Source organism: Emticicia sp. GW821-FHT11C11, from assembly GCF_058808615.1.
In genome coordinates, this window is record NZ_JBXARV010000001.1 from 547709 (window position 1) to 570131 (window position 22423).

At 41.5% G+C, this 22423-nt stretch carries 22 protein-coding genes; 7 read left to right on the forward strand and 15 right to left on the reverse strand.

The genetic code is table 11. The annotated features are described in order from the left end of the window. Nucleotides 1-57: 57 nt before the first annotated feature. Both AC1RRY_RS02245 and AC1RRY_RS02250 read left to right on the forward strand, forming a co-directional pair. Nucleotides 58-3066, forward strand: coding sequence for a PVC-type heme-binding CxxCH protein (locus AC1RRY_RS02245; protein WP_492818394.1), 3009 nt, complete (start codon nucleotides 58-60; stop codon nucleotides 3064-3066). Nucleotides 3067-3123: 57 nt separating this feature from the next. Beyond that, nucleotides 3124-3402: an Rdx family protein gene (locus tag AC1RRY_RS02250; RefSeq protein ID WP_492818392.1), complete on the forward strand. Its 279-nt coding sequence runs from the start codon at nucleotides 3124-3126 to the stop codon at nucleotides 3400-3402. Between the two features lie 7 nt (nucleotides 3403-3409). Here AC1RRY_RS02250 and AC1RRY_RS02255 read toward each other — a convergent pair whose 3' ends face one another. The 10 genes from AC1RRY_RS02255 to AC1RRY_RS02300 all read right to left on the reverse strand — a co-directional run bounded on the left by AC1RRY_RS02255 (nucleotide 3410) and on the right by AC1RRY_RS02300 (nucleotide 11926). Next, nucleotides 3410-4012 (reverse strand): dioxygenase family protein, encoded by a 603-nt coding sequence (locus tag AC1RRY_RS02255; protein ID WP_492818390.1) that lies wholly within the window; start codon nucleotides 4010-4012, stop codon nucleotides 3410-3412. Between the two features lie 108 nt (nucleotides 4013-4120). After that, the gene (locus AC1RRY_RS02260; protein WP_492818388.1) at nucleotides 4121-4876 is read right to left on the reverse strand and encodes a LytR/AlgR family response regulator transcription factor; all 756 of its coding nucleotides are present in this window, start codon (nucleotides 4874-4876) and stop codon (nucleotides 4121-4123) included. Then, nucleotides 4873-5940: a sensor histidine kinase gene (locus tag AC1RRY_RS02265; protein ID WP_492818386.1), complete on the reverse strand. Its 1068-nt coding sequence runs from the start codon at nucleotides 5938-5940 to the stop codon at nucleotides 4873-4875. The genes AC1RRY_RS02260 and AC1RRY_RS02265 overlap by 4 nt, the downstream gene beginning before the upstream one ends. Continuing rightward, nucleotides 5937-6446: a hypothetical protein gene (locus tag AC1RRY_RS02270; RefSeq protein WP_492818384.1), complete on the reverse strand. Its 510-nt coding sequence runs from the start codon at nucleotides 6444-6446 to the stop codon at nucleotides 5937-5939. Before AC1RRY_RS02270 ends, AC1RRY_RS02265 begins: the two co-directional genes overlap by 4 nt. 6 nt (nucleotides 6447-6452) lie before the next feature. Then, entirely contained in the window at nucleotides 6453-6947 is a 495-nt protein-coding gene (locus tag AC1RRY_RS02275; protein WP_492818382.1) for a hypothetical protein, read from the reverse strand. Nucleotides 6948-6949: 2 nt separating this feature from the next. Beyond that, nucleotides 6950-7303, reverse strand: a complete 354-nt coding sequence (locus AC1RRY_RS02280; RefSeq protein ID WP_492818380.1) for a hypothetical protein — start codon at nucleotides 7301-7303, stop codon at nucleotides 6950-6952. An 11-nt stretch (nucleotides 7304-7314) separates the two neighbouring features. Further along, nucleotides 7315-8808, reverse strand: a complete 1494-nt coding sequence (locus AC1RRY_RS02285) for an NHL repeat-containing protein (RefSeq protein ID WP_492818378.1) — start codon at nucleotides 8806-8808, stop codon at nucleotides 7315-7317. Between the two features lie 134 nt (nucleotides 8809-8942). Then, a complete protein-coding gene (locus AC1RRY_RS02290; protein ID WP_492818376.1) occupies nucleotides 8943-10013 on the reverse strand; it encodes an SO2930 family diheme c-type cytochrome in 1071 nt (356 codons plus the stop codon). A 26-nt stretch (nucleotides 10014-10039) separates the two neighbouring features. After that, complete coding sequence (locus AC1RRY_RS02295) at nucleotides 10040-11224, reverse strand: parallel beta-helix domain-containing protein (RefSeq protein WP_492818374.1); 1185 nt, start codon at nucleotides 11222-11224, stop codon at nucleotides 10040-10042. A gap of 123 nt (nucleotides 11225-11347) precedes the next feature. Then, on the reverse strand, nucleotides 11348-11926 hold the full coding sequence (locus AC1RRY_RS02300) for a Crp/Fnr family transcriptional regulator (protein ID WP_492818372.1): 579 nt from the start codon (nucleotides 11924-11926) through the stop codon (nucleotides 11348-11350). Nucleotides 11927-12071: 145 nt separating this feature from the next. On the opposite strand from AC1RRY_RS02300, the gene AC1RRY_RS02305 reads away from it, so the two are divergent. Then, nucleotides 12072-12947 (forward strand): alpha/beta hydrolase, encoded by an 876-nt coding sequence (locus tag AC1RRY_RS02305; RefSeq protein WP_492818370.1) that lies wholly within the window; start codon nucleotides 12072-12074, stop codon nucleotides 12945-12947. Nucleotides 12948-12989: 42 nt separating this feature from the next. Here AC1RRY_RS02305 and AC1RRY_RS02310 read toward each other — a convergent pair whose 3' ends face one another. Continuing rightward, nucleotides 12990-13553 carry a hypothetical protein gene (locus AC1RRY_RS02310; RefSeq protein WP_492818368.1) on the reverse strand — a complete coding sequence of 188 codons (564 nt, stop codon included), beginning with the start codon at nucleotides 13551-13553 and terminating at the stop codon, nucleotides 12990-12992. Nucleotides 13554-13801: 248 nt separating this feature from the next. Here AC1RRY_RS02310 and AC1RRY_RS02315 point away from each other — a divergent pair, with 248 nt between their 5' ends. Then, nucleotides 13802-14359: a hypothetical protein gene (locus tag AC1RRY_RS02315; RefSeq protein WP_492818366.1), complete on the forward strand. Its 558-nt coding sequence runs from the start codon at nucleotides 13802-13804 to the stop codon at nucleotides 14357-14359. An 81-nt stretch (nucleotides 14360-14440) separates the two neighbouring features. On the opposite strand, the gene AC1RRY_RS02320 is transcribed toward AC1RRY_RS02315, so the two are convergent. From AC1RRY_RS02320 to AC1RRY_RS02330, 3 genes are read right to left on the reverse strand one after another with little or no spacing between them, the layout of a single operon-like run. After that, the gene (locus tag AC1RRY_RS02320) at nucleotides 14441-15586 is read right to left on the reverse strand and encodes a MalY/PatB family protein (protein ID WP_492818364.1); all 1146 of its coding nucleotides are present in this window, start codon (nucleotides 15584-15586) and stop codon (nucleotides 14441-14443) included. 7 nt (nucleotides 15587-15593) lie between these two features. Next, nucleotides 15594-16406, reverse strand: a complete 813-nt coding sequence (locus AC1RRY_RS02325) for a 5'-methylthioadenosine/adenosylhomocysteine nucleosidase (RefSeq protein WP_492818362.1) — start codon at nucleotides 16404-16406, stop codon at nucleotides 15594-15596. 11 nt (nucleotides 16407-16417) lie between these two features. Next, nucleotides 16418-17725: an NCS2 family permease gene (locus AC1RRY_RS02330; protein ID WP_492818360.1), complete on the reverse strand. Its 1308-nt coding sequence runs from the start codon at nucleotides 17723-17725 to the stop codon at nucleotides 16418-16420. 85 nt (nucleotides 17726-17810) lie between these two features. Here AC1RRY_RS02330 and AC1RRY_RS02335 point away from each other — a divergent pair, with 85 nt between their 5' ends. The 3 genes from AC1RRY_RS02335 (at nucleotide 17811) to AC1RRY_RS02345 (ending at nucleotide 21293) form a co-directional block, all read left to right on the forward strand. Then, nucleotides 17811-19103, forward strand: a complete 1293-nt coding sequence (locus AC1RRY_RS02335; protein WP_492818358.1) for a Gfo/Idh/MocA family protein — start codon at nucleotides 17811-17813, stop codon at nucleotides 19101-19103. 194 nt (nucleotides 19104-19297) lie between these two features. Further along, nucleotides 19298-20701: an AAA family ATPase gene (locus AC1RRY_RS02340; RefSeq protein WP_492818356.1), complete on the forward strand. Its 1404-nt coding sequence runs from the start codon at nucleotides 19298-19300 to the stop codon at nucleotides 20699-20701. 106 nt (nucleotides 20702-20807) lie between these two features. Continuing rightward, entirely contained in the window at nucleotides 20808-21293 is a 486-nt protein-coding gene (locus tag AC1RRY_RS02345) for a hypothetical protein (RefSeq protein WP_492818355.1), read from the forward strand. Nucleotides 21294-21318: 25 nt separating this feature from the next. On the opposite strand, the gene AC1RRY_RS02350 is transcribed toward AC1RRY_RS02345, so the two are convergent. After that, nucleotides 21319-22350, reverse strand: a complete 1032-nt coding sequence (locus AC1RRY_RS02350) for a PorP/SprF family type IX secretion system membrane protein (RefSeq protein WP_492818353.1) — start codon at nucleotides 22348-22350, stop codon at nucleotides 21319-21321. Nucleotides 22351-22423: the final 73 nt, after the last annotated feature.

The window sequence follows — 22423 nt, forward strand, 5'->3', positions numbered from 1 at the left end:
CCAATTCTTTACTTTTAAAGTATCTATTCAAAGCCTATAACTATTTAACTATCTGCAATGAAAAAATCTATCATTTTTTCTATCACTATTCTATTGTTCTCAACGGCTTTCAGACAAGACTCCGGGCCACTTACCGACGAAGAATACGCAAAACTGACAGAAGAAGACAAACGGAAAGTGCAATATGCACTGGATGGTGTTAAACTGGCCGACCCTGAGCTGGAAGTAACGCTTTTTGCATCGGAGCCCATGATGATGAACCCCACCAATATGGATATTGACGCCAAAGGCAGGGTCTGGATTTGCGAAGGATATAATTACCGGAATCAACTTAATCCGCAGAATCCTTACAACACCAAGGGAGACAGAATATTGATTCTGGAAGATACAGATAAAGACGGCAAAGCCGATAAAACCACGGTGTTTTATCAGGGAGAAGAGATTAATTCGGCTTTGGGTATATCAGTATTGGGCAATAAGGTGATTGTATCCTGCAGCCCGAATGTCTTTTTATTTACTGATGAAAACGGAGACGATAAGGCCGACAAAAAAGAAGTAATTTTTACAAACCTAAAAGGGGTTCAGCATGACCATGCCATTCATGCCTTTACTTTTGGCCCTGACGGAAAATTGTATTTCAACGGTGGTAACGAAGTAGAGACCCTAAGCGATAAAAACGGGGTAGAGTTAAAGGATGATTTAGGAAGGCCTTTTTCAAGCTACAAACAAGGGAAAATATTCAGATGTAATGTTGATGGCTCTAATGTTGAGATTCTGGCGCATAATTTCAGAAACAACTATGAGGTAGCGATAGACTCTTACGGAAGAATGTGGCAGTCGGATAATGATGATGACGGCAATAAGGGCGTGCGCATCAACTATGTGATGGATCATGGTAACTATGGCTTCAAAGATGAAATGACCGGAGCCAGCTGGCAGGAACGCCGCACTAACTGGGAGAATGAAATTCCGCTACGCCACTGGCACCTGAACGATCCGGGTGTAGTGCCTAATCTGCTTCAGACAGGCGCAGGTTCACCAACCGGTATGATTGTGTACGAAGGCGATTTGCTACCTCAGAAGTACCGGAATCAGATGATTCATTGTGATGCCGGGCCAAACATTGTGCGTTCTTATGCAGTAGAAAAAAGTGGGGCTGGTTTTAAAGCTACCATCAACAATATTCTTGACGGTTCGAAAAGAGACCAGTGGTTCCGGCCATCGGATGTCACAACAGCACCCGACGGTTCCATTTTCATAGCCGACTGGTATGATCCGGGCGTAGGAGGGCATGCGATGGGCGATAGTCTTCGTGGGCGTATCTATCGTGTGGCGCCTAAAGGAAACAAATACTCAATACCTGCTTTTGATTTAGAAACACCTGAGGGTTGTGTGAAAGCCATACAAAATTCGAACCTGGCCGTGAGATACCTGGCATGGACGAAATTGAACGGATGGCAAAAGAAAGCCGAACCGGCTTTGCTGCATTTGTGGGCGTCTGAAAATCCTCGCATGAGAGCCAGAGCTTTGTGGTTGCTGGGCAATATTAAAGGCGAAGAAAAGAAATATATCAATGCTGCTTTAGCAGATAAAGACGAAGACGTACGGATAATGGGTATCCGATTGGCGCAGGAATTGAAAATGACAGATTTCGCTGTGCTCAGCAAATTGGCTCAAGATCCGTCGTCTCAAATTCGCAGGGAAGTGGCTTTAGCCATTCGTCATCATAAAAATCCGGAAGCTGCTGATATATGGACTGCATTGGCCACTCAATATGATGGCAGCGACCGTTGGTATCTGGAAGCATTAGGTATTGCTGCCGATAACCAATGGGATAGCTTTTTTGCCAAATATATAGAGAAAACTGGTGAGCAATGGAAAACCGACCCTAAAGCCAGGGATATAGTCTGGAGAAGCCGCTCAACTGATAATATTTCACGATTGGCTGAACTGGCCAAAACTACTCAGGGTGATGCAAAATTGCGGTATTTCCGGGCCTTTGATTTTCAGACGAATCCTGAAAAAACAAAGATTTTGTTAGGCATGCTTGATGGAGGTAAAGCACCTGCTGATATAATGACGCTGGTTTTCAAGCATCTGGATGTGGAGAATGCCAAGAAAGACCCACGTTATGCTGCGCTTTTGCCTAAAGTGCTTGCCGGTATTCAATCACCTTCTGATTACATCGATATCGTAAAACGCTATCAGTTAAAGAACCAGTCGGCCCGGTTGGTGAGTATGGTGATGCAGGACAAGACCTTTGGAGGTGAAGCAGCCAGACTACAGATACGATTAAATGGTACAGATGAGTTTAAAAAACTAACCAGAAGCAAGGATGAAAAAACGGTATTGAAAGCCATTGATATGTTTGGCAGTGTTGACGAGAAGCCCGTTACAGATTATCTGATAGTTTTGTACAATAACAAATTGCTGAGCAAGGCAGTGCGTGAAAGAGCTATGTGGGCCATGAGCGGCTGGAACAGTGAAGAGGTGTTGTGGAATCTGGTAAAAGCCAATCAGGTGCCGGACGATGTAATGCCAATTGCTCAGAAAATACTATTAAAAACCTGGCATGGTGATATCCGTTCGGAAGCCATGAAAATGTTCGGAGCAAGTGTAGATAAATCTGTCGGTAATATCAATGATCTGGTTAAACTGACAGGTAATGCATCAAAAGGGCATGAGGCATTTAAAATGTATTGTACTTCGTGCCATGTAGGTAAAGGCGAAGGGGTAAATTTTGGCCCTGCGTTGACTGAGATAGGTAGTAAATTGTCGAAAGACGCCTTGTACTCGGCTATCCTCAATCCAAGTCAGGGTATTAGTTTCGGATTTGAAGGCTTTACAGTGAAGTTGAAAAATGGCTCGGAAGTAGATGGGATGATTCTGACCAGAACCGAAAACGAGGTAACAATGAAAACGCTCGGAAGCGCCAACCCTACTACTTACAAACGCTCTGAGATTGTCTCTATCAAAGAGCATAAAGAGTCATTAATGCCTCAGTTCCCGTTGCCAAAACAGGAACTAGTAGATCTGGTAGAATATTTATCGACCTTGAAAAAATAATCCCCAGCCGTGCCACGCTTCAAAAGCGTGGCACGGCTAAATGTAAATTGACTGCCCATGAAACCGAAAATTACGCTCGAATACTGCCCCAAATGCCATTGGCTTTTGCGTTCGGCCTGGATAGCCCAGGAGTTGCTGACCACTTTTGAAGAAGAACTGGGTGAGGTAAGCCTACGCCCAAGCGAAGTGGCCGGGAGCTTCAAGGTATTGCTTAATGAAGAAGTGATATTTGACCGCAAGAGAGAAGGGCATTTTCCGGAAATAAAAGAATTGAAACAACTGGTGAGAGACCTGGTGGCTCCGGGTAAATCTCTGGGTCATAGTGACAGAAAATAGGGCGTGCTTACTGATAAGCCGGAATATTCTTGCCCAGTATAATATCTCTTTTCCCAACCCATACGCCCTTGCTATTCTTTTTTAGGTCAATCACACCACTTCCGCCACGGTTTTCATCTTTGGCAATTTCTTCTTTTGTCAGGAATTTATCATCCCGGAAACGATATTCGTCAATGTAATATTCGTTCTTATGAGGTTCTTTAATTATGGGATGAATATGTGCCGGAATAGTAGCATCTGGGTAGGAGGCAGGTCTGATACTGGTAAACTTGTATCGCCCCAGGCTATCGGTTTTCATCCATCCGCGTAATTTACCGTGTCGTTTGGTACATGCATCACCGGTACCTCTGGAATAGAGACCTTTCGCGTCGGTATGATACACATAGAGAATGACATTGGCAGCAGGTGTTTTACCATCTTTCTGATAAATAATGCCTGTTATCTCCATAGGTTCTCCTGCTTCGCTTCTATCCGAAATCTGAGTTTCCCAGGATAACACTTTAGGCATATTCTGATAAATACTTTCGCAACATTCGCAGGGGCCGCCCACTTTTTTTTGAGCAAACACTGCTGCCACTGGCAGGCAAAGTAATAGCATTAACTTTTTCATAGCTTGGAGTAATTAATTGAGTGATTGTGTGAATGAGTGATTGAGCGAATAGCTTCTTTATCTTATTTTTATCCTAATGAATGTTCATTTGAAAGAATCAATAGCGGCCTAGTGGAGCAGGTTTTCTTTGTAATTTCTGCTCATGCGCAAAACCTTGGTGTTTTTTAGCAGCACTGAGTAGTCACCATTGAAATGTGACTGGATTTCTTTAATAAAATTGATATTGACAATCGTAGAGCGGTGTATTCTTACAAACGACCTGGGATTTAGCTTTTGTTCGAAACTCGTAAGCGTTTCATACAACAGATGTTTCGATTTCTCGGTATGAAGCGCTATATAATTGCCCTCTGCTTCAATATACATCAGGTCAGCTGTTTTGAGCAGTTGTATTCTGCCTCCATCTTTTACAGTAACTATCTCCGGGTAATTAGGTTGTGCAAACTGTTGAAACAGCCTGCTATATTTATCAAAAGCCAGAGACAAATCATCTTTGTCTGATAGTTGCAATTGCTTCAGCGCTTTCTGAAAAGTTCTGTCGAAACGTTCGTTGTCAAAGGGTTTCAACAGGTAATCAATGGCATTGGCTTCAAAAGCCTGCAAGGCATAATTATCAAATGCTGTAACGAATATAATGAGTGGTAGCTTTTCAATAGTTATGCTTTTAGCCAGTTCAATCCCGTTCAGTTCCGGCATTTGAATATCAAGAAAAACCAGATCCGGCTGGTGTTTTTCTATGGCTGTTTGTGCCTCTTTCCCGTTAGAACAAACGGCTAAAACCGCCACCTGAGGATAGTCCTGCAGTTGTTTTTGCAGTATTTCTCTGGCAATAGGTTCATCGTCAGCTATGACAACTGTATAGGTCATTTGATAAGAGGTAAAGTGATGGTAACAGTTACACCACGATCAGATGGATTACTGGTAATATCAAGGCTTGCGTCTTCTCCGAATAAGTTCTTTAAGCGTTCTTGTGTGTTCATCAATCCTATTCCGAAATTGAATGATTCAAACGTTTCAATGCCATTGTCTTTTACCAGCAATTTCAGTTTATCCTGCCCGTTTTGCGCCAGTATCTCAATAATACCCGGTTTGGCAAAAGGTTCAATGCCATACTTAACAGCGTTTTCCACAAGTGGCTGTAAAAGCATAGGAGGTACAAAAGCCTTTTGCAGGTCATTGCTTATGGAAATCCGGTAGTCGAGCCGCTCTTCAAAGCGGACTTTCAGTATGTCGAGATAAAGCTGCAATAAATGCACTTCGTTTTTCAGCGGAACCAGATCATCATTGTTTTCTTTCAGACTCAAACGTAATAAATCGCTCAGTTTCATCAACATCCGGGTAGCTTTTTCGGTGTCTCCCTTTTGCATGAGCCCGATAATATTGTGGTGCGTATTAAAGAGAAAATGAGGTTGTAACTGCATTTTCAGAAAACTAAGCTTGGCATCAGTCAACTGTTTTTCAAGATTGGCTTTATCGACCTGTGCCTGCTGAAACTGTCGGAAAATGATATAGGCCTTGTGCGCAGCCAGGATGATCCAGTAATTGACGAATTCGTTAAATAGTGAAACCGACAGATTACGTTTAAAGATGGTGATGAATACGGTTTGTCCGATAAACCAGTTCCAAAGCCAGGTTACCAATACAGAATATACCACTACTGCAAGCAAACTTACGGTTAAAGAAACCAGTAAGTTTATAAACAGATTTCTATAGATATACGGTGTTTGCAGGGGTAATTTTTCTCCCAGCCAAAACACAAAAAATGTAATCGGGATATAGAGTAACCACTTGATTTTAAAAATCAGAATATCTGACCATACTACAGGATTCCCTCTCAAGGTACTGAACAGCAGGTCTTGTCCAATCATCAGAATCGTTACGATGATCCAGAAAGCGGGAATCAGGTAGTATTTCAGTTGCTTAATTTTCATTCTGCCGGTTTCTTCTGTACTCGGTTAAGCGTATAGTTAAAATGTTCGTTGCCTGTCAATATATTTTTATCCTTGTCTAAGAAAAACAATACGTTATCATCCCCTTTCAGCAGAAAAATAGTTTGCTGATTGTCTGCCGCTAATTCAAAGATAAGCGCGTCAGGGTCAGTTTTTGTGCCTTTTGTAATGCTCCATGTCCCTTTGCGAATGGCTTGTCTGAAAAACGAGCCTTCTAATACATAAGTGGTCGGAGCCTTTGTTTCCGGGTGCTGATAAAGGTCAAGCCCCCACTTGGTTTTAAAACAGTCGGGTGAAACTTCTTTATTCAGTACTTTAGCTAATTCCTGACAGGCACCTCTTCCTTCAAAGATGCCATAGACATCTTTACCCGATGGAATAGGTTTGGAAGACGTGGTAACATACGGTTCGTTTTCTATGCCTTTTCTTTGAGAATAAACTTCATGAAAAAAGAAAGCGAATATAAATATCAGCATAATATTTTTCATAATGCATCAGGGTTTGGCTTTACTGAATGTATAACTATAACCGGCGTTGCCTATCATCAGGTTCCGCTGGCTATCGAGCATGTGAATGGCGTTGTCACTTAATTTGACAAAAAGCAGATTCTTATCGGCATGATGGAGCGTTATCTGATAAACAATAGCATTTGGCTTGGTCTTAGTGCCTTTCTGAATAGTCCAGTGCCCTTCAAATTCTACTCTTTTTTCTTCCATAAAACCGCTGGTGTTAGGCTTACTTATGCCAAAGCGGTATACCAGTTTTACAGGTGCCGGGTCATTAACCTTTTGCGGGTAAAGGGTCAGCGTCCATTTTGTGAAATCGCATTCGTTGTCATCGTTAACTCCTAAGAGGGGTTTGATGATATTTCCGCATGGACTCGTGCCCACATAAACCGCAAATGGAGTTGTTTTTTGCGCCTGGAGTATACCTGTACTCAACAAGAAAAAGATGAAACCGGCAAACGGATATTTGAAGTGCTTTTTCATGATTAAAACTCTCTTTTTTTGCCGTTTTTATCAACTAATACAAGTTTGGTGCCTTCTTTTTTGACTAGCGCGTGCAGACCTACTTCTGTGTCGCTGTTCAATAACACTAAGCCCGAACCGTTTTCATCTGCACCTAGTTTCACTCTGATGGTTCCGGTTTTATCAATCAGACGCATAATTACTGACCCATCGCTCTCGGTTTTTAATGAGGCACGTTTCACGCCTGCTTTATCAACCATTTCGAACTCTTTTACAACGATTTTTTCGAAGTTCTCCTGATTAGGTCTGGCGGCAATGAATAACAGAAAAACCAGATTGAATAGGGTAAGCAGGATCGGAAGCTTTTGATTTTTCATAGTAATAAATGTTAGAGGTTTATTAATGTACTAAAACTTTCAGTGTTGACATTAAAATCGATTGTTTTTTTTGAGATTACTCTCTTTTTGTATTCAAAAATGGTGTTTTTAACCACGGGATTAATCTGGTATACTCCGGCTGTTTCTGCATCGGTCGGTGAAGAAATAAATGTAAGTGCGACGTTCTTCAGATTCAGTTTCTCAGCGTAATTACTTAATTTTTGTTTAAGTACCTCCGGTTTTTCACGTTTGGGATTCATATAGATTACGAAGGTTTTCCATTGACTGGCATTTTTGATCATGTATTGTGCTTCAAGAAATAAAAGCAGAGGTTCATAATTTTTCATGTCATCGTTTATCCATATCATCAAACCATCGGTTCGGGTACCGTATTTACAGATAGGGCATGTTTTTGTGCCTTTGTCTTTACCGGATACATGATAGGGGTCAAAAGCAGGCGCATCGGCTCCGACAGCAATGCCTGATTGTTGGACAAAAGCCCCGGATGAAGCAAAGCAGATGAAAAACAGGGTTTGAGTAATAAGCCGGAGAGATTTCATAACAGGAAATTTTCTGACAAGAAAAGCGATAAAACCAAGTGTAAGTAAAAGGCTAATAATATTGAAAATAAACGATTCAATACCGGATTTATCAGCAGATACTTTACCTAAGTCGGACTGATTTATCTTCACAACCCTGACCTGATTTAGTGCATTGTTTTCGAGTACCCAAAGATTCCCTTCTTTATCGAAAAGCCCGCCTGTAGGGCCCCAGCCCGGCTCACTGGTATAGGTCACAGTTACTTTGCCACTTTTGCCAATCTTTCGTATCTCTTTTTTGTCATACACCGCCACATAAATATCGTTGGCGTTACCAGCCCAGATACCGAAAATATGATGATTGGGCTTACCGGTCAGATTATAACCCTTTACATCGTCCAGATTCAAAGCAAGTGCTGATACCTTGCCGTCTTTTACTTTGAATAAATCATTATCATCTACATAGTAAAAAGTGCCATCTTTGCTGCAGTGCTGCCAACGCGCATCAACGGTTTTCAGGGTTTGTGCGATAGATATGGTTCCGTCAATGGCGCGTTTCATTAGCAGGCTCTCTTTTTTACCTCTTTCAATCCAATACATATTCCCCGCTGTATCGCGATTGAAACTGTAATTGCTCAAAAAGCCTTCCTTATTGGGTATTACTTTTGTGAAACTCCCATGGGCATCATATTTCCATACAAAATGACCCCATTTGTTGGTGGCTTCGCCTTCATACCACAGGTGCTCGCCGTACAAGTTATCCTGTGCATCCATGTGTAGCTCATGGGTATGTACATTGGGTATAACCACATTTTTAGATTTACCATCGGCTGAAACTTTCCAGACTCTGGCTAAATCGCTGTAGAAAATTTCTCCTTTTGAATTACAGGCAATGCCAATACCCGGGTGGGCTTGGACGCTTGTTAATGCAAGCAGACAAATGATAAAAAGAAATAGCTTTTTCATAAAGCATGGTTGTTTTTGCTGAACAAATCTATGCGGGATAAAAAAGCCGGTGAACGGGAATATGACCAAACGATGGAATAGAATGGCGAGGGGAGGGAAGAAGTGTATTAATGAAAAAGTCTTAAGCGCAATGCTTAAGACTTTTTCATTTGTTTAATCCATTCTTTAATCAGGTCAATGCCTTCTTTGTGGTTGGTTTTTCTGCCTAACTCCGGCATCATTTCGCCCGGGTCTGTCGATTCAATTCGGTAGAGTAAAATAGATTCGTCGGGCTTGCCGGGTACAATATCAAACTTCCGGTTTCCTGAACCCCGCCCGGCAGCTACGGGGGTTTTTAGCATACCAAAGGCAAGCGGATCGGTCTCATGTATGCTCAGATTGAGCCCGGAGGTTTGGGCAGGCCCACCTAAGCGGTGGCAATGCGCACAATTGATATCAAGCCAGATACGGGCTCTTTCGTCAATGGTTCCGGTTTCAGGTTTATTCCATATAGGTGCCTTGGGTACTTGTTCTATAGCAGGCAGGTCTGGCAGGAGTCCGGCTTTTTGCCAGGTAATAAGTTGATTTTCGGTATCTTCTTGCAATCCCCAGGCTCTGTAACTGCCATTGAGCTGTCGTGCCGACGGACCAATGGGCGACATCACCTCGTTTCTGTTGTGGCATCCCTTACACTGATTCAGATTCGGTACACTGTATTCGTGTTTTTTCTTTTTGCCGTTCAGGTCAACATAAATAACTTCTTTGGTATCGCCGGCTACTTCCAGATAAGCCTCAGTCTGTTCATCGTTCCAGACATAGGCCAGTGCTTTCCAGCCATCGGTTTCATGTATCAGCAGGCGTGTTTCCATGATTCTCCGACCTTTATTGGTATTACGGAAATCGTTAGGATAATAAAAGGTTTTGATGAGTGTAGTACCCACAGGGAACTCCAATACCTCCGTGGCATTGTAAGCCACTTTGGCACCTTCAGGTAATTTTATAAACCGCAATTTTTCTGCATAATCGCTGAAAAGGGGTGTGTTCAATGAAAACGGGACAACACCCGTTGCCGGTTTTTGCCCGGTTATGTTACCTTCAAAAAACTTGTAATCAGATAATTTTTCCTTAGGCGGACTTGCCTTTACTTTCGTGATTTCATCTTGTTGATTGAAAGAAGTAAAAGCAAAAATGCCAAGGGCTATGAATAAAAAAACAATTTTCTGCATGAAATTTGAGGCTCCTGCCCGGTCAATTAATCAATGGTGGCCACTTTCAGACTTTCCAGTGTGCAGTCGTGAGTTGAGGCGTCGCGTGAAACATTCTTGAAATTATGCTCCACATCCAGGTTAGCAAAGGAGGTATTCTTATTGTTTTTAATACAAAGAACTTTCTCCGGATTTTTTGAGTCAACAATACCATCCCATTGAATGTGCGGTACATTCTTACCGAATCTCAGCTTAAACCGGTACATCTGTCCGAAACGACCTTTGCCTGTTGTTTTCACGTGTTCGCGCTCATAGACGTTATCGTGAATATTAATAGAGACAGGGTAGGGGTAGTATGTAGGGTCTTTGATTGGATTTTCTGTAGTAAAATAACTGATGATACCGGTACTAACAGATTTGTTATTGATAATCTGGTTATTGAATATCTCTACATTATTGGCTGCCAGAATCAATACGCCTGTACCATCCGGAACCTTGCCTACAATATTACCCTTCGGGGCAAAATTGGGTAGGTTGTTATGATGAATATTGTTATTAAAAACGCGGGTGTATCCACCTTTTTTAAGGATTAAGTCAGGCAGATCGAATACAAGAATACCCCCGGTATTTTCGGTGGCTTCGTTTTCATAGACATCGGCATTGAGCGAGTTTTCTATTTCAATACCTGCCACATTATGATAGGCACGAGATTTACGAACTATAATGTCTTTCGACTGCCCCACGTAAATACCTGCATCAGAAGCGCCGATGGCTTCACAGCCTTCAATCAGTACCTTTTCACATTGCACCGGATACAAACCATATGAGCCGTTTTCTTTTTTAGGGGCGCCTGTCCACTCGGTTTTTACGTTTCTGAACGTAATACCTTTCACATTCATGGTTTTTACGGCATCGCCTTTGCTATCCTGCACTGTCAGATCCTGAATAATGATATTTTCAGCATTTGAGACACGTATCCCTTCGGCTCCTTCGGTTTGACCTTTGAACGACAAAATGGTTTTATCTTTTCCTTTCCCTTTAATGATTATGTTCTTTTTTCCTTCCATTGAAAGGCTGGCTGAGAAAGTAAAAGAGCCTTCGTCCAACTCAATAGTTGAACCGTTTTCAGCCATGATAAACTGAGTCTGGTAGCGTTTCTGTACGTCTTTTTGTGCATAGGTCAGAGACGAACATAGCGTTAGAAAGCTAAGGTAAAAGGCGATTTTTTTCATGTGTAAGATAGAATTGAATGAACAGATTTCAAATTAGGCAGTTTTTTGTGAGATAACTGTTTGATATATGTCAAATAATTTGATTAATGACCGGATTCGATTGTCAAACCGTAATAATACGATTTATTTCTGCCCTCTTACACGGCTTAGTGTTTCCAGTTTTATACCTAAGAATGAGGCCAGGTATTTAAGCGGTACTCGTTTAATGAATTCGGGCTTGTGTTGCAGCAGATATTCGTAGCGTTGCTTCGCCGTAAGTGTTTGCAGAATAATCTTGATTTCTTCTATCTGCACAAGGTATTGTTCGGCCAGTAGACGCCCTGACCTTTCTATTTCATGAAACCGGTCGAAAAGTTGCTGAATGTCTTCATGTTTCAATACAATTGTATCGGTATCTTCTAATGCCTGAATGTTGGTCAGGCTAGGTTTCTGTGAAAAAAAACTGTAGGTTGATACAGCAATGGCGTTTTCAAACCCGAACCATGTATTGATTTCATTGGCCTTGGCGTCTTCAAAATACTCTCTTACAGAACCAGAAATAATAAAATGCATTTCATTGGATATATTTCCCTGCCGAACCAGAAAGTCTTTCCGGGCGAATGTTCTCTGAGATAAAAATGGCACAAGCGCATCAATGCTTTCCTGCGAAAGGGGGGATAATTCTTGAACAAACCGGAGGTATTTTTCGTATACAGGAAGCATATTAAAGATATAGCTCTACAATATTAGCAGAAATGTGCCAGAAACAATATTTTTTTCCAACTTTGTAAAATAACCGTCTATTATACAACCTATCAAAAATTATTCAATGAAAAAATTGTTTCTAATACTATTCACCGCGACTCTCATGTCAGATCTTTATGCTCAAAACGAAACTATTTTGCTTTATACTGATGCCACCCCCGGCTTAAAAAAGCAGGTGCCTGAGGATTCCAAAACTTCCGACGGCGTTACACGTGTGAAAGATGTAACCCAACCTGCTCTGATAGTGTATCCGGCCAAAAAGAAAACCTCTGACGCAACCGTTATTATTTGTCCCGGTGGAGGATATGGCATTCTGGCGATTGACCATGAAGGTTATGATATTGCTAAATGGTTTAATGCAAGAGGTATGACAGCCTTTGTATTGAAATATCGTTTACCACAAGATGATTTATTTGATAATGATGAGATCAGACCTCTGCAGGATGCACAGCAGGCTATCAGGCTTATACGTAAAAATGCAGCCAAGTATGGTATAGCACCTGATAAAATAGGTATTATGGGTTTCTCGGCCGGAGGACACCTGGCTTCAACAGCCTCTACGCATTTCACAACACAGGTAGGAGAGGTAACTGACCCATCAGTGAGTGTTCGTCCGGATTTTTCTTTACTGATTTATCCGGTAATCTCATTTGGAGACAGACATGGGCATCTGGGTTCAAGAGATAATTTGATTGGGAAGAACCCTTCGGTAGATAAAATAGAATTGTATTCGAACGACAAACAGGTAACTAAAGATACCCCTCCGACTTTTCTGGTAAGTACTACAGACGATTGGGTTCAGCCTGAAAACAGCATTGCATATTTTCTGGCATGTAAGAAAAACAAAGTACCTGTTGAAATGCATATTTACGAAAAGGGTGGGCATGGCTACGGCTTGAAGAAACAAGGCAGAGGGCCTGTAGAAACCTGGGCTAACCGCATGGAGGACTGGCTGAAAGACAGGAAATTGATGAAGTAGAAATAACGAGGGGTGGAATGTTGTTCCACCCCTTATTTTATATTACGTCAGCCTCCTCATAATCACCCCCTTTACCACATCATAAAACTGGTGTGGTTTTAAGGTTCGCCAGTTGCCAACCTGAAGTGTGCCTCCGAAATTGATGTAAGAATCGAGGCGGTATCGTCTGAACTCTTCCTGAATAAAACCCGGGAAATTGATAGCAGCTATCCACCCATCTTCTACGTCTTCAAACCATTCTTCGTAGTAATCTTCCTCACCGCCATGAAACTGAAAAAGGTTTTCACCAATCAATAGGTATTGATTAATCCCTTGCTTATTGAGTTTATCAATGACAGTTCTTTTCAGAAACATAATATCATTGTGCAGGGTGTCATTCCATTCGCCAAAAAGCTCAATAACCGCATAACGCAGGTCGTAATCGACCATCAATATCTTGCAGTACAGTGTTTCGGAACCTATGTGGTCCCAGTTGGGGTCAATATAATAACCATAGATAGTATCCTCATATTCTATACCATAGGTACGGCCATAGAAAGGAGATTTTTCGTCTTCTTCCGACAGATAATACCGTTGCCAGTTATAAAAAGGTTCAATTTCATGCATGTGGAATTAGAATTTATCTCTTTGATTTAACAGTAATTATTCCAACTATTTCTAAATTGCTATTGTGGTCATTTTAAACTTAAAAACCGCATAATTGATTTTTAACTGTGTTAATTTACTCCAGATATTATTACAATATTATTGTCAAAATAGTTTTTTAATTCTTTATATTGGGGGACTTTAACAAGCCATTTTAATATAAAATTAACTAAACTTACTCTTCTGAAACTTTAAACTTTAAATGTGAAATGAAAAAGAACCTAATTATTATCTTTTTGATGTGTATATGCACATCAGCGTTTGCTCAAACCAAAGAAGAAACTAAAGTAAAAGATGATCCTTTAGATATCTCTAGACAATTGGAACAGATAGAAAAATATGGAGTTCCTACAATTGCTTCTGTTGATGAAATGAAAATGAAGGCAGATGCTTTATATGAGGCAAAATCTTGGAAAGAGGCCGCTGCCGCTTATGAATCCTATTCAAAAAATGTGAATTGGCTCGCAAATTTGTTAGCTCAATGTGTTGAACCATACTATTCAGCTAGTTATGAAGCTAGAAAGAATTTTTCAATTTTTAAAATAAGGCCTATTATACAATTTGAAAAAAAGGCAAATGAATGTAAGTCTAACAGAAATATAGCTTATGTTAAAATGGGATTGTGTTATAAAAATTTAGGAGATGTAAAAAATGCTGTGGTTTATCTTCATAAAGGACTTGATTTATTAAGTGTAGATGAAACAGAATATTGGACATTAGCAAGAAATGCAATGGCGGAAATACTTCAGTTTAATTCCGAAAAGTAACGTTCTTATCTTAAGGAAAAAACAAGGATTTCTATAGCAATTAATAATAGATATATCATTTTCAAGCCGAAAATGATATATCTATTTCCTTTCTAAAACTTTCTTCATTCTCTCAACGGCTTCTACCAATCGGCTCATTTGTGTGCCGAAATTGAGACGAATAAAACCCTTGCCGTCAAAAAAGAACTCACCATCCGAAATGCCTACGCCTGCTTCTTCCAATTTTTGCGCCAGATTTTCTATTCCGGTCTCCTGTACATCTATCCAGGCTAAATATGTGGCTTCCAGCGGCAGCATTTTAAAACCTTTAAACGAGTTCATTTCTTTCAGAATGTACTCGTGGTTTTTCCGTAAATAAGCCAGCAATTGCTGGTGCCAATCATCGCTGTCGCGGTAAGCGGCTAATGCAGCTTCGTACCCGTAAGCCGATACCATAGGCTCGAGAATGTATCGAAGGCTGGCATATTTAGTTCTCAATTCAGCATCTGGAATCACAGCAAACGAGCAACCCAGCCCGGCAATATTAAATGTTTTGCTTGGTGCCAGCAATGTAACCGAATTTTTCTCAATTTCCGGGTTCAGCGTTGCGATTGAAATATGCTTTTTAGTTTCGTCCAATATCAAATCACAATGAATCTCGTCGGCACAAATCACTATATTGTTAGCTGTACAAATGTCAGACAGCGTTTGTAATTCTTCTTTTGAAAAAACCGTACCGCCCGGATTATAAGGATTACACAACATGAATATTCGTGTACGAGGGGTTATAGCGGCCTTAATTGCTTCAAAATCCAGCGTCCAACGATTATTCTCTTCTTTCATAGGTACTTTCACCAGCTTCTTGCGGGCAGCTATGGGAGCTTTCATAAAAGGCCCATAAACAGGTACGGTTGTTATCACTTCGTCGTCATCATTGCCTACGCACATGCAGGTGAGTGTTATACCGGGCACCATTCCAGGCAGCCACACCAGCCATTCTTTGGGTACTTTCCAGTTATGTCGTTCTTCCAGCCGCTTAAGCGTCACTTCCACTAGTTCGTCCGGTATCTGCCAGTAGCCAATTACCCCTTCTTTCGTTACTTTATCGAGCGCTTTCAATATAGCCGGTGATGATTTGAAATCCATGTCGGCTACCCATAGGGGTATAATATCCTTTCCTGCGTATTTTTTCCATTTGGCACTGTCAGTATGTGTGCGGTCAATTAGTTCGTCAAAATCGTAAGTCATTTACTAATTATAGTTTTTTGAGTATCTCTTTAACCAGCATAGCTGAATTGTCAGAGGCAATTTTCTTAAAAGTTAAAAAATCTACAGAAGCTTTTTCATTGGCTTTATCGCTGATGCTTCTGATCACCAGAAATGGTACATTCAGCTGAAAACATACCTGAGCTACCGCGGCACCTTCCATTTCTGTTGCATTGGCCTGTAAGGTTGTATGGAAATGGCTCACCGCCGTGCTTGAAGTAACAAATGTATCTCCCGTCACAATAGTTCCCACCGAGATTGTCGGTTGTGGGCTTTCGGCTGAAATTTTCTGTAGATGAATTTCTTTTGATGCCTGCACAGCCAGTGCAACCAATAGAGAGTCAGATGCAAAATAGACAGGGTTTAGTTGTTTAGTCAGGGGATTCCGGGTCGCATTGGTGCTTAGCCCTTCATTGGTTAATCTGCCGTAATCATGATAGGTCAGACGGCTGCCGATTACGATATCACCCTGATTCAGGTTCTCGCTGATACCTCCTGCTATACCGGTGAAAATGACTGATTCAGGATGGAACTCCTTAATTATCAACGTAGTGACAACGGCAGCATTTACCTTGCCTATACCGGTTTCGGTAAGAATCACCTTTTTTCCGTTCAGTTTCCCGGTCTTGAACTGAAAGCCCAGTATGTTTTTAGTGCGAACGTGCTTTAACTGAGATTCCAGCAGTTGAATTTCTTCCGGCATAGCGCCGAGAATGGCAATTTTCTGTGCCACTGAAATCAACGGGGTAGTTACGTTTAAAAAAACGAAGGTCAATAATAAATAGACGGAATTCTTTTTCATCAGAAGTGTAATTAATGCCCTAAATACAGAGCCCAGAGTGCAAAAATATCAATGATTATCAGTGCCGGAGAAACCTCTTTCGATTGGCCGGTAACCAGCTTAATGATGGTCCATGCCAGAAAACCCCAGATGATGCCCTGCGTGATGGAATAAGTGAAAGGAATCAGCACCATAGCCAGAAAGGCCGGAATGGCGTCGTCGAGTTTGTCCCATTTAATCTTCGTAACGGGCTTTATCATGAGTACACCTACTATTATCAGTGCAGGTGCAGTGGCAATGGCAGGAATGATGCTGAGTAAGGGCGACAAAAACATGAATGGTAAAAAGAGTATCCCTGCCGTGATAGCGGTGATACCTGTGCGCCCGCCCTGGCTGATGCCCACGGCCGATTCAATATAGGCAGTGCCCGGACTGGTGCCTAGTAAGCCTCCCAGCGTAGTAGCTACTGCGTCAGTCAGCAACGATTGTTTGATATTTCGTGGCTCACCATCTGCATCATATAAATCTGCCGCTTCGGCTACTCCTACAAACGTGGACAGGCTGTCGAACAAATCGGTGAAAACAAAGGCGAATATGACGGGTATCAGGCTTATTTTTAATGAATTGATGATGTCGAGCTGAAACAACAGGCTGAAATCAGGTGCCGAAAAAACTCCCTGCCATGTCACGAGCGTTGCCTGACCAAAATTAACAGCTGAAGCATCGCCCCACCAACGGCCTATCGGAATAGCCAACAGCGTAGTAGTCAGAATACCGACAATGATACCGCCCTGTATACGTTTCACGAGTAAAATCATGGTGATGGCCAGCCCTATCAGAAAAGTAATGATGACAGGGTCGTGCAGGTTGGTAATACCTATAATAGTAGCCGGATTAGGTACAATAAATTTGGCGTTGGCAAAGCCGATCAGCGTGATAAAAAGTCCTATCCCTGCTGAAATAGCATAACGCAGCGGTTTTGGAATAGCCTTTAGAATCTGAGACCTGATATTGAATACCGACAACAACAAAAATAACACGCCGGCCCAGAAAACGGCCCCCAATGCAACCTGATAGGATATGCCCATGCCTTTTACAGCCGTGAAGGTAAAAAAGGCATTCATGCCCATTCCGGGAGCTACAACAATGGGGTTTTTGGCATAAATACCCATCATCAGACTGCAGAAGAATGAAAGCAAAACTGTAGCAGTAAGCACACCGTTAAAAGACATTCCTGACTGGCTTAAAATGGCCGGATTGACCACAATAATGTACATGGTTGCCAGAAAAGTAGAAACGCCTGCAAGAATTTCAGTTTTAAGTAGAGGTTTTTGCAGCATAGAGTAAACTTTTGCAAATTGTTTTGCAAGATAATCGGATAAAACTTAATTTTCTGAAATTCTATTCAAAACACTTAATTAAATCATGAATCGTAAAGACTTTATTCGCACTTCTGCACTTGCCACGGGGGCGCTTGTTTCCCGCCCGTTTATAACTTACGCCTCGCAGTCAAAATATAAAACCGCTCTGATTGGCACGGGCTGGTGGGGAACCAACATTGTGAGAGAAGCCATCAAGTCAGGTGAATGCCAGATTGTAGCCGTTTGTGATGTAGACGACAGGCAAATCAAGCAATGTCTGGGTGAAATAGCGAAGTTGACCAACGACCAGCCAAAGATTTATAAAAACTATCAGGAGTTATTACAGAAAGAGAGACCTGAGATTGTAATAAATGCCACACCAGACCATTGGCATGCACTGATAGCTATTGACGCCATGAAAGCCGGAGCGCACGTGTATCTGGAAAAACCAATCGGGCACACTATTAATGAAGGAAAGGCTATTGTAAAAACGGCCCGCGATACCCAGAAAATATGTATTACAGGATTTCACCGCCGGTATTCACCGCATAATGTAAGTGGACAGGAGTTTTTGAAATCTGGTAAAGTAGGAAAAATAAAAGAAGTTCGCGCCTTTGTAACCTACGGTTTCGGACAAGGAAAGGTAACACCTGATGAACCTGCACCGGCAGGAATCGACTGGAACATGTGGTGTGGGCCGGGGCCGTTAGTGCCTTATAACCCAGCGATACATCCAAGAAACTGGCGTAATCAGGTAGATTTTGCCAATGGAACGGTAGGTGACTGGGGCCCGCACTGGTTTGATCAGATTTTGTGGTGGACAGAAGAAATAGGACCTAAGAAAGTATTTTCAATAGCTACCGATAAATTCAATACCAATAACAACAATGCCCCTGAAAGCCAGATAGTAGTCTATGACTTTGAAGACTTTACCTGTACCTGGGAACACAGCACGCTGAACGGAAGACCGACTTCGAAAAGCGAAAATGTAGGTGTGTATTTTCATGGCACCGAAGGGACATTCCACATGGGGTGGATAAACGGCTGGACGTTTTACCCGCGCGATTCGAAAAAAGAAATTATTCATCAGGATCCGGTATTAAACCTGCCAGACCAGCAGAACATCGATCTTGTTTTTGCCGATTTACTGAGGTCTATCAAAAGCAAACAATTACCATTTGCCGATATTCTGAAAGGGCACCGAGCTACCAATATGAGCTTACTGGGCATGGCTGCACTGAAATCAGGTAAAAGCCTTGAATGGGATACGCAAAAGGAGATATTCACGAACGATCCGGCTGCCAATAAATACCTCAGTCGTCAATACAGAAATGGTTGGGTGTATCCTAAAGCCTGATTATTCATAGAGAATATTTACCCGTCAGGAAGAGGTAAGTCTGCAGATAGACTTACCTCTTCCTTGTTTAAGCGGTGCCGCATTCATCAGACAAAACTCAGGCCTGTTCCTGTGTTTCAGGCTGTTCATCATTTATCAGGTTGTTTTAAAGAAAATAATAGATTTAATTTAGACTGACAAATTACCTGAATCAAATGCCGACCTACGGACAAATCAAACGACAAATAGATTTAAATCCTTTCGCATTGCTGATGCTCCGCAATGAATTCAAGGCTTTGCCGAGTATTGTTCGCGAAGATGAATACATTGATGCTTCAGTGCATGGATACTGGAACTCCCGCCATGTTTTACTGTTGGCTACTACGCAAAGAATTCTGTTGGTAGATAGTGACCAGTATGGCGATGTGGAAGTAATAGAATTTCCGTACGACAACACGGTTACGGTAAGATGCCCAACCCCCGATTCGGTGGTGTTCGGTACAGCCGAAAGAAAAGTGAGAGTAGATAATACTATTGAAGAATACATAGCGGCATTCTATAAAGTAGTGAAAGACAGGCAGGAAGGCAAAGAACCACAGATTTACCGCGAGAAAGATATTTATTCAAAACCTGCAGAAGAGCAGCAGGATTATTCTGCACAGCCACAGCAGGAGCAGGGTGGCAATCCTTTTCATGTGATTTTACGAGGGCTTGACGGCCTTACGAAAATGATTAATCCTGAAGTAAGGGTAAATCAATCTGGAAAAACAACTCAGAATGCCCCAACTGCCACCCCACCTGTAGAGCCCGAAAAAACGTTGGATGAATTGCTGGCCGAACTGAATGCCTTAGTAGGGCTACAGAATGTAAAAGACGAAGTAAGCAGCCTGGTTAATGTGCTGAAGATTGAGAAAATAAGGAAAGAACAGGGTATTAAAGTACCGGAGCGTTCGCTGCATATGGTTTTTCATGGCAACCCCGGTACCGGTAAAACTACAATAGCGCGTTTACTGGCCAGGATTTTTAAAGCGCTTGGTGTGCTGAGTAAAGGTCATCTGTATGAAACCGACCGCAGCGGATTAGTGGCAGGATATACCGGACAGACCTCATTGAAAACTATGGAGGTATGTCAGAAATCTACAGGTGGTATTTTGTTTATTGACGAAGCTTATGCTTTGAATACCGATGATACGTATGGCCCCGAGGCTGTGAACACGATCGTGAAGTATATGGAAGATCACCGCAACGATTTTGTGGTGATTGTGGCCGGATACGAAGAAAAAATGACTGAGTTTATCAATTCAAATCCGGGCTTGCATTCAAGGTTTAATAAATACATTGGGTTTAAAGATTATACACCCGAAGAAATACTGGAGATATTTCTGATACAGACGCAGAAAGTGCAATTGACAGTAGAGGAAGCGGCTAAAAAGAAAGTCTATAAACTTTTTAAGAAGCTCTATGAAGACCGTGACTCATCGTTTGGTAATGGTCGCCTGGCGCGGAATGTCTTCGAAAAAACGTATGAGAAGCAGGCAAACAGATTAGTAAAGGAGGGTATTGAGAATACAGATATAAGCCTGATTAAAGAGGCTGATATACCCGTGATGGAAGACTGACAATATCCTTAAAAAAGACCTGTTATCCATACGGTAGCCCGTCTCTATAAATTTGAAAGTATTTGTCAGATTAACCCTTATTTTTACTTTATAAACTGAAAATAAGATGAGAAACACGTTCAACTATTTTAAAAAAGCACTCCACAACAAAATAGAAATACTTGAGAGAGATGCAGAGGTAGGTTATGTACAATTCGGTAATTTCAAAACCGATGTCGCGGGGGTTTTCAAGCATACAAAATACTGGTTCAAAAAGAAGAGTTTCTGGAATTCAAATTATGAAATTTACCGGGACGATAACCAGCAATTGATTGGCGAGGTGGTGTTTTCGAGCTGGAAACAAAAGGCAGAGATTAGCTTGATAAATGGAGAAAAGTTTGTGATGAGAACTAAAAACTTCTGGAATACGAAGTGGAGTTTGGATGATACAAACAGAGATGTAGTAGATTTTGAACAAACCAGACATTTCTGGACAGATGAGGGAACGATTACAGCCAATGTGGATGACAATGAAAAAATGGGGCTGTTGGTACTGCTAAGCACCTTTGTTAATTTCGTTTATCGCAGAAGGGCTGCTGCGGCAGCCAGTTAATTATAGTATTCTAATTTAGGGGATATTAAAACAGCCAGTAATAACCATACTGGGTACACCTTGTACGGTCGTCAGACGTATGTGTTTTAAAGTCGAAGCCTCTTGCAAAAACATATCCGACGGAAATCTCAAAGGATCCGCTGGATCTTAAAGCGGTTATGGGGATGTCATATGCTAAAGTAACTCTTAGTTTGTCAGACTGCAGCCCAATCATTGGGTAAATGGCATCACTTTGTATTATTCCGTTATTCTTTAAAAACGGCATCCCCCTATACCATACTCCATACATAAAGCTTCCATTAATTCTGTTAATGCCGACATCTATCTGTTGATTCCCTGACATTCTTCTATAGTATGTTGTAAAAACAAGGGAATTCTCATCAGTTCCTGTTTCATTAGTTAAAGGTATGGTTTTGCTGAGATGGAATGTCATTTTAGTGTTTTTGAAGCCACTTTGCCCCATGTGTTGCATAGAAAAGCCGGCAATAAAAGCCGGTTCATTTATATTATGCGTGCTCCGGGTGGCGTAAACGATACCACTTCCAAAGTCAATAAGTGAACTCCTGAAAAGGCTTGAGTTTAAAGCAGGAGAAGGTATTGAACCGTCAAACCCATTCGAATTGTATTGATAGACGAATGTCATGTCTTCGTCACTGATCCAGCGCCGCTTATAATTGGCTTCAGCACCAAGCCATACTTGGTGCAGTCTTCCATTTTTTTCTGCATTGATTAAATTAAACGAATAGGCAAAAGAACCACTAAAAGAATGAAAACCGGCTCCCTGAGTATCGTTTATAATACTTGCTCCAAAGCCGGAGTGCAGTTTGTCAATGTACGTATCAAATGAGGCCATTTGCGTGTTATAAGCCGCAAAATTGCCCAGTGAAATCCATTGGCTTCTATGGCTCATAGAAAATCGAGAAAATGCGGTACTACCCGCAAATGCCGGATTATGATAAAGTGGAGTAGCATTAAACAGTGACGATTGAGGGTCTTGTGCAAAGCTCTCAATACAAATGTTTATAGAAGTAATCAGCAAAAGTAATTTTTTTACCATAATGGTTTACAAATTCATTATTCAAATATATTTGTTTGTTGGTTCTTTTGCTAGTGTTTATAAGAATGGGGCT

Coding starts and splice junctions, on each gene's coding strand:
- AC1RRY_RS02245 (WP_492818394.1), top strand. CDS start 58: ATGAAAAAATCTATCATTTTTTCTATCACTATTCTATTGTTCTCAACG.
- AC1RRY_RS02250 (WP_492818392.1), top strand. CDS start 3,124: ATGAAACCGAAAATTACGCTCGAATACTGCCCCAAATGCCATTGGCTT.
- AC1RRY_RS02255 (WP_492818390.1), bottom strand. CDS start 4,012: ATGAAAAAGTTAATGCTATTACTTTGCCTGCCAGTGGCAGCAGTGTTT.
- AC1RRY_RS02260 (WP_492818388.1), bottom strand. CDS start 4,876: ATGACCTATACAGTTGTCATAGCTGACGATGAACCTATTGCCAGAGAA.
- AC1RRY_RS02265 (WP_492818386.1), bottom strand. CDS start 5,940: ATGAAAATTAAGCAACTGAAATACTACCTGATTCCCGCTTTCTGGATC.
- AC1RRY_RS02270 (WP_492818384.1), bottom strand. CDS start 6,446: ATGAAAAATATTATGCTGATATTTATATTCGCTTTCTTTTTTCATGAA.
- AC1RRY_RS02275 (WP_492818382.1), bottom strand. CDS start 6,947: ATGAAAAAGCACTTCAAATATCCGTTTGCCGGTTTCATCTTTTTCTTG.
- AC1RRY_RS02280 (WP_492818380.1), bottom strand. CDS start 7,303: ATGAAAAATCAAAAGCTTCCGATCCTGCTTACCCTATTCAATCTGGTT.
- AC1RRY_RS02285 (WP_492818378.1), bottom strand. CDS start 8,808: ATGAAAAAGCTATTTCTTTTTATCATTTGTCTGCTTGCATTAACAAGC.
- AC1RRY_RS02290 (WP_492818376.1), bottom strand. CDS start 10,013: ATGCAGAAAATTGTTTTTTTATTCATAGCCCTTGGCATTTTTGCTTTT.
- AC1RRY_RS02295 (WP_492818374.1), bottom strand. CDS start 11,224: ATGAAAAAAATCGCCTTTTACCTTAGCTTTCTAACGCTATGTTCGTCT.
- AC1RRY_RS02300 (WP_492818372.1), bottom strand. CDS start 11,926: ATGCTTCCTGTATACGAAAAATACCTCCGGTTTGTTCAAGAATTATCC.
- AC1RRY_RS02305 (WP_492818370.1), top strand. CDS start 12,072: ATGTCAGATCTTTATGCTCAAAACGAAACTATTTTGCTTTATACTGAT.
- AC1RRY_RS02310 (WP_492818368.1), bottom strand. CDS start 13,553: ATGCATGAAATTGAACCTTTTTATAACTGGCAACGGTATTATCTGTCG.
- AC1RRY_RS02315 (WP_492818366.1), top strand. CDS start 13,802: ATGAAAAAGAACCTAATTATTATCTTTTTGATGTGTATATGCACATCA.
- AC1RRY_RS02320 (WP_492818364.1), bottom strand. CDS start 15,586: ATGACTTACGATTTTGACGAACTAATTGACCGCACACATACTGACAGT.
- AC1RRY_RS02325 (WP_492818362.1), bottom strand. CDS start 16,406: ATGAAAAAGAATTCCGTCTATTTATTATTGACCTTCGTTTTTTTAAAC.
- AC1RRY_RS02330 (WP_492818360.1), bottom strand. CDS start 17,725: ATGCTGCAAAAACCTCTACTTAAAACTGAAATTCTTGCAGGCGTTTCT.
- AC1RRY_RS02335 (WP_492818358.1), top strand. CDS start 17,811: ATGAATCGTAAAGACTTTATTCGCACTTCTGCACTTGCCACGGGGGCG.
- AC1RRY_RS02340 (WP_492818356.1), top strand. CDS start 19,298: ATGCCGACCTACGGACAAATCAAACGACAAATAGATTTAAATCCTTTC.
- AC1RRY_RS02345 (WP_492818355.1), top strand. CDS start 20,808: ATGAGAAACACGTTCAACTATTTTAAAAAAGCACTCCACAACAAAATA.
- AC1RRY_RS02350 (WP_492818353.1), bottom strand. CDS start 22,350: ATGGTAAAAAAATTACTTTTGCTGATTACTTCTATAAACATTTGTATT.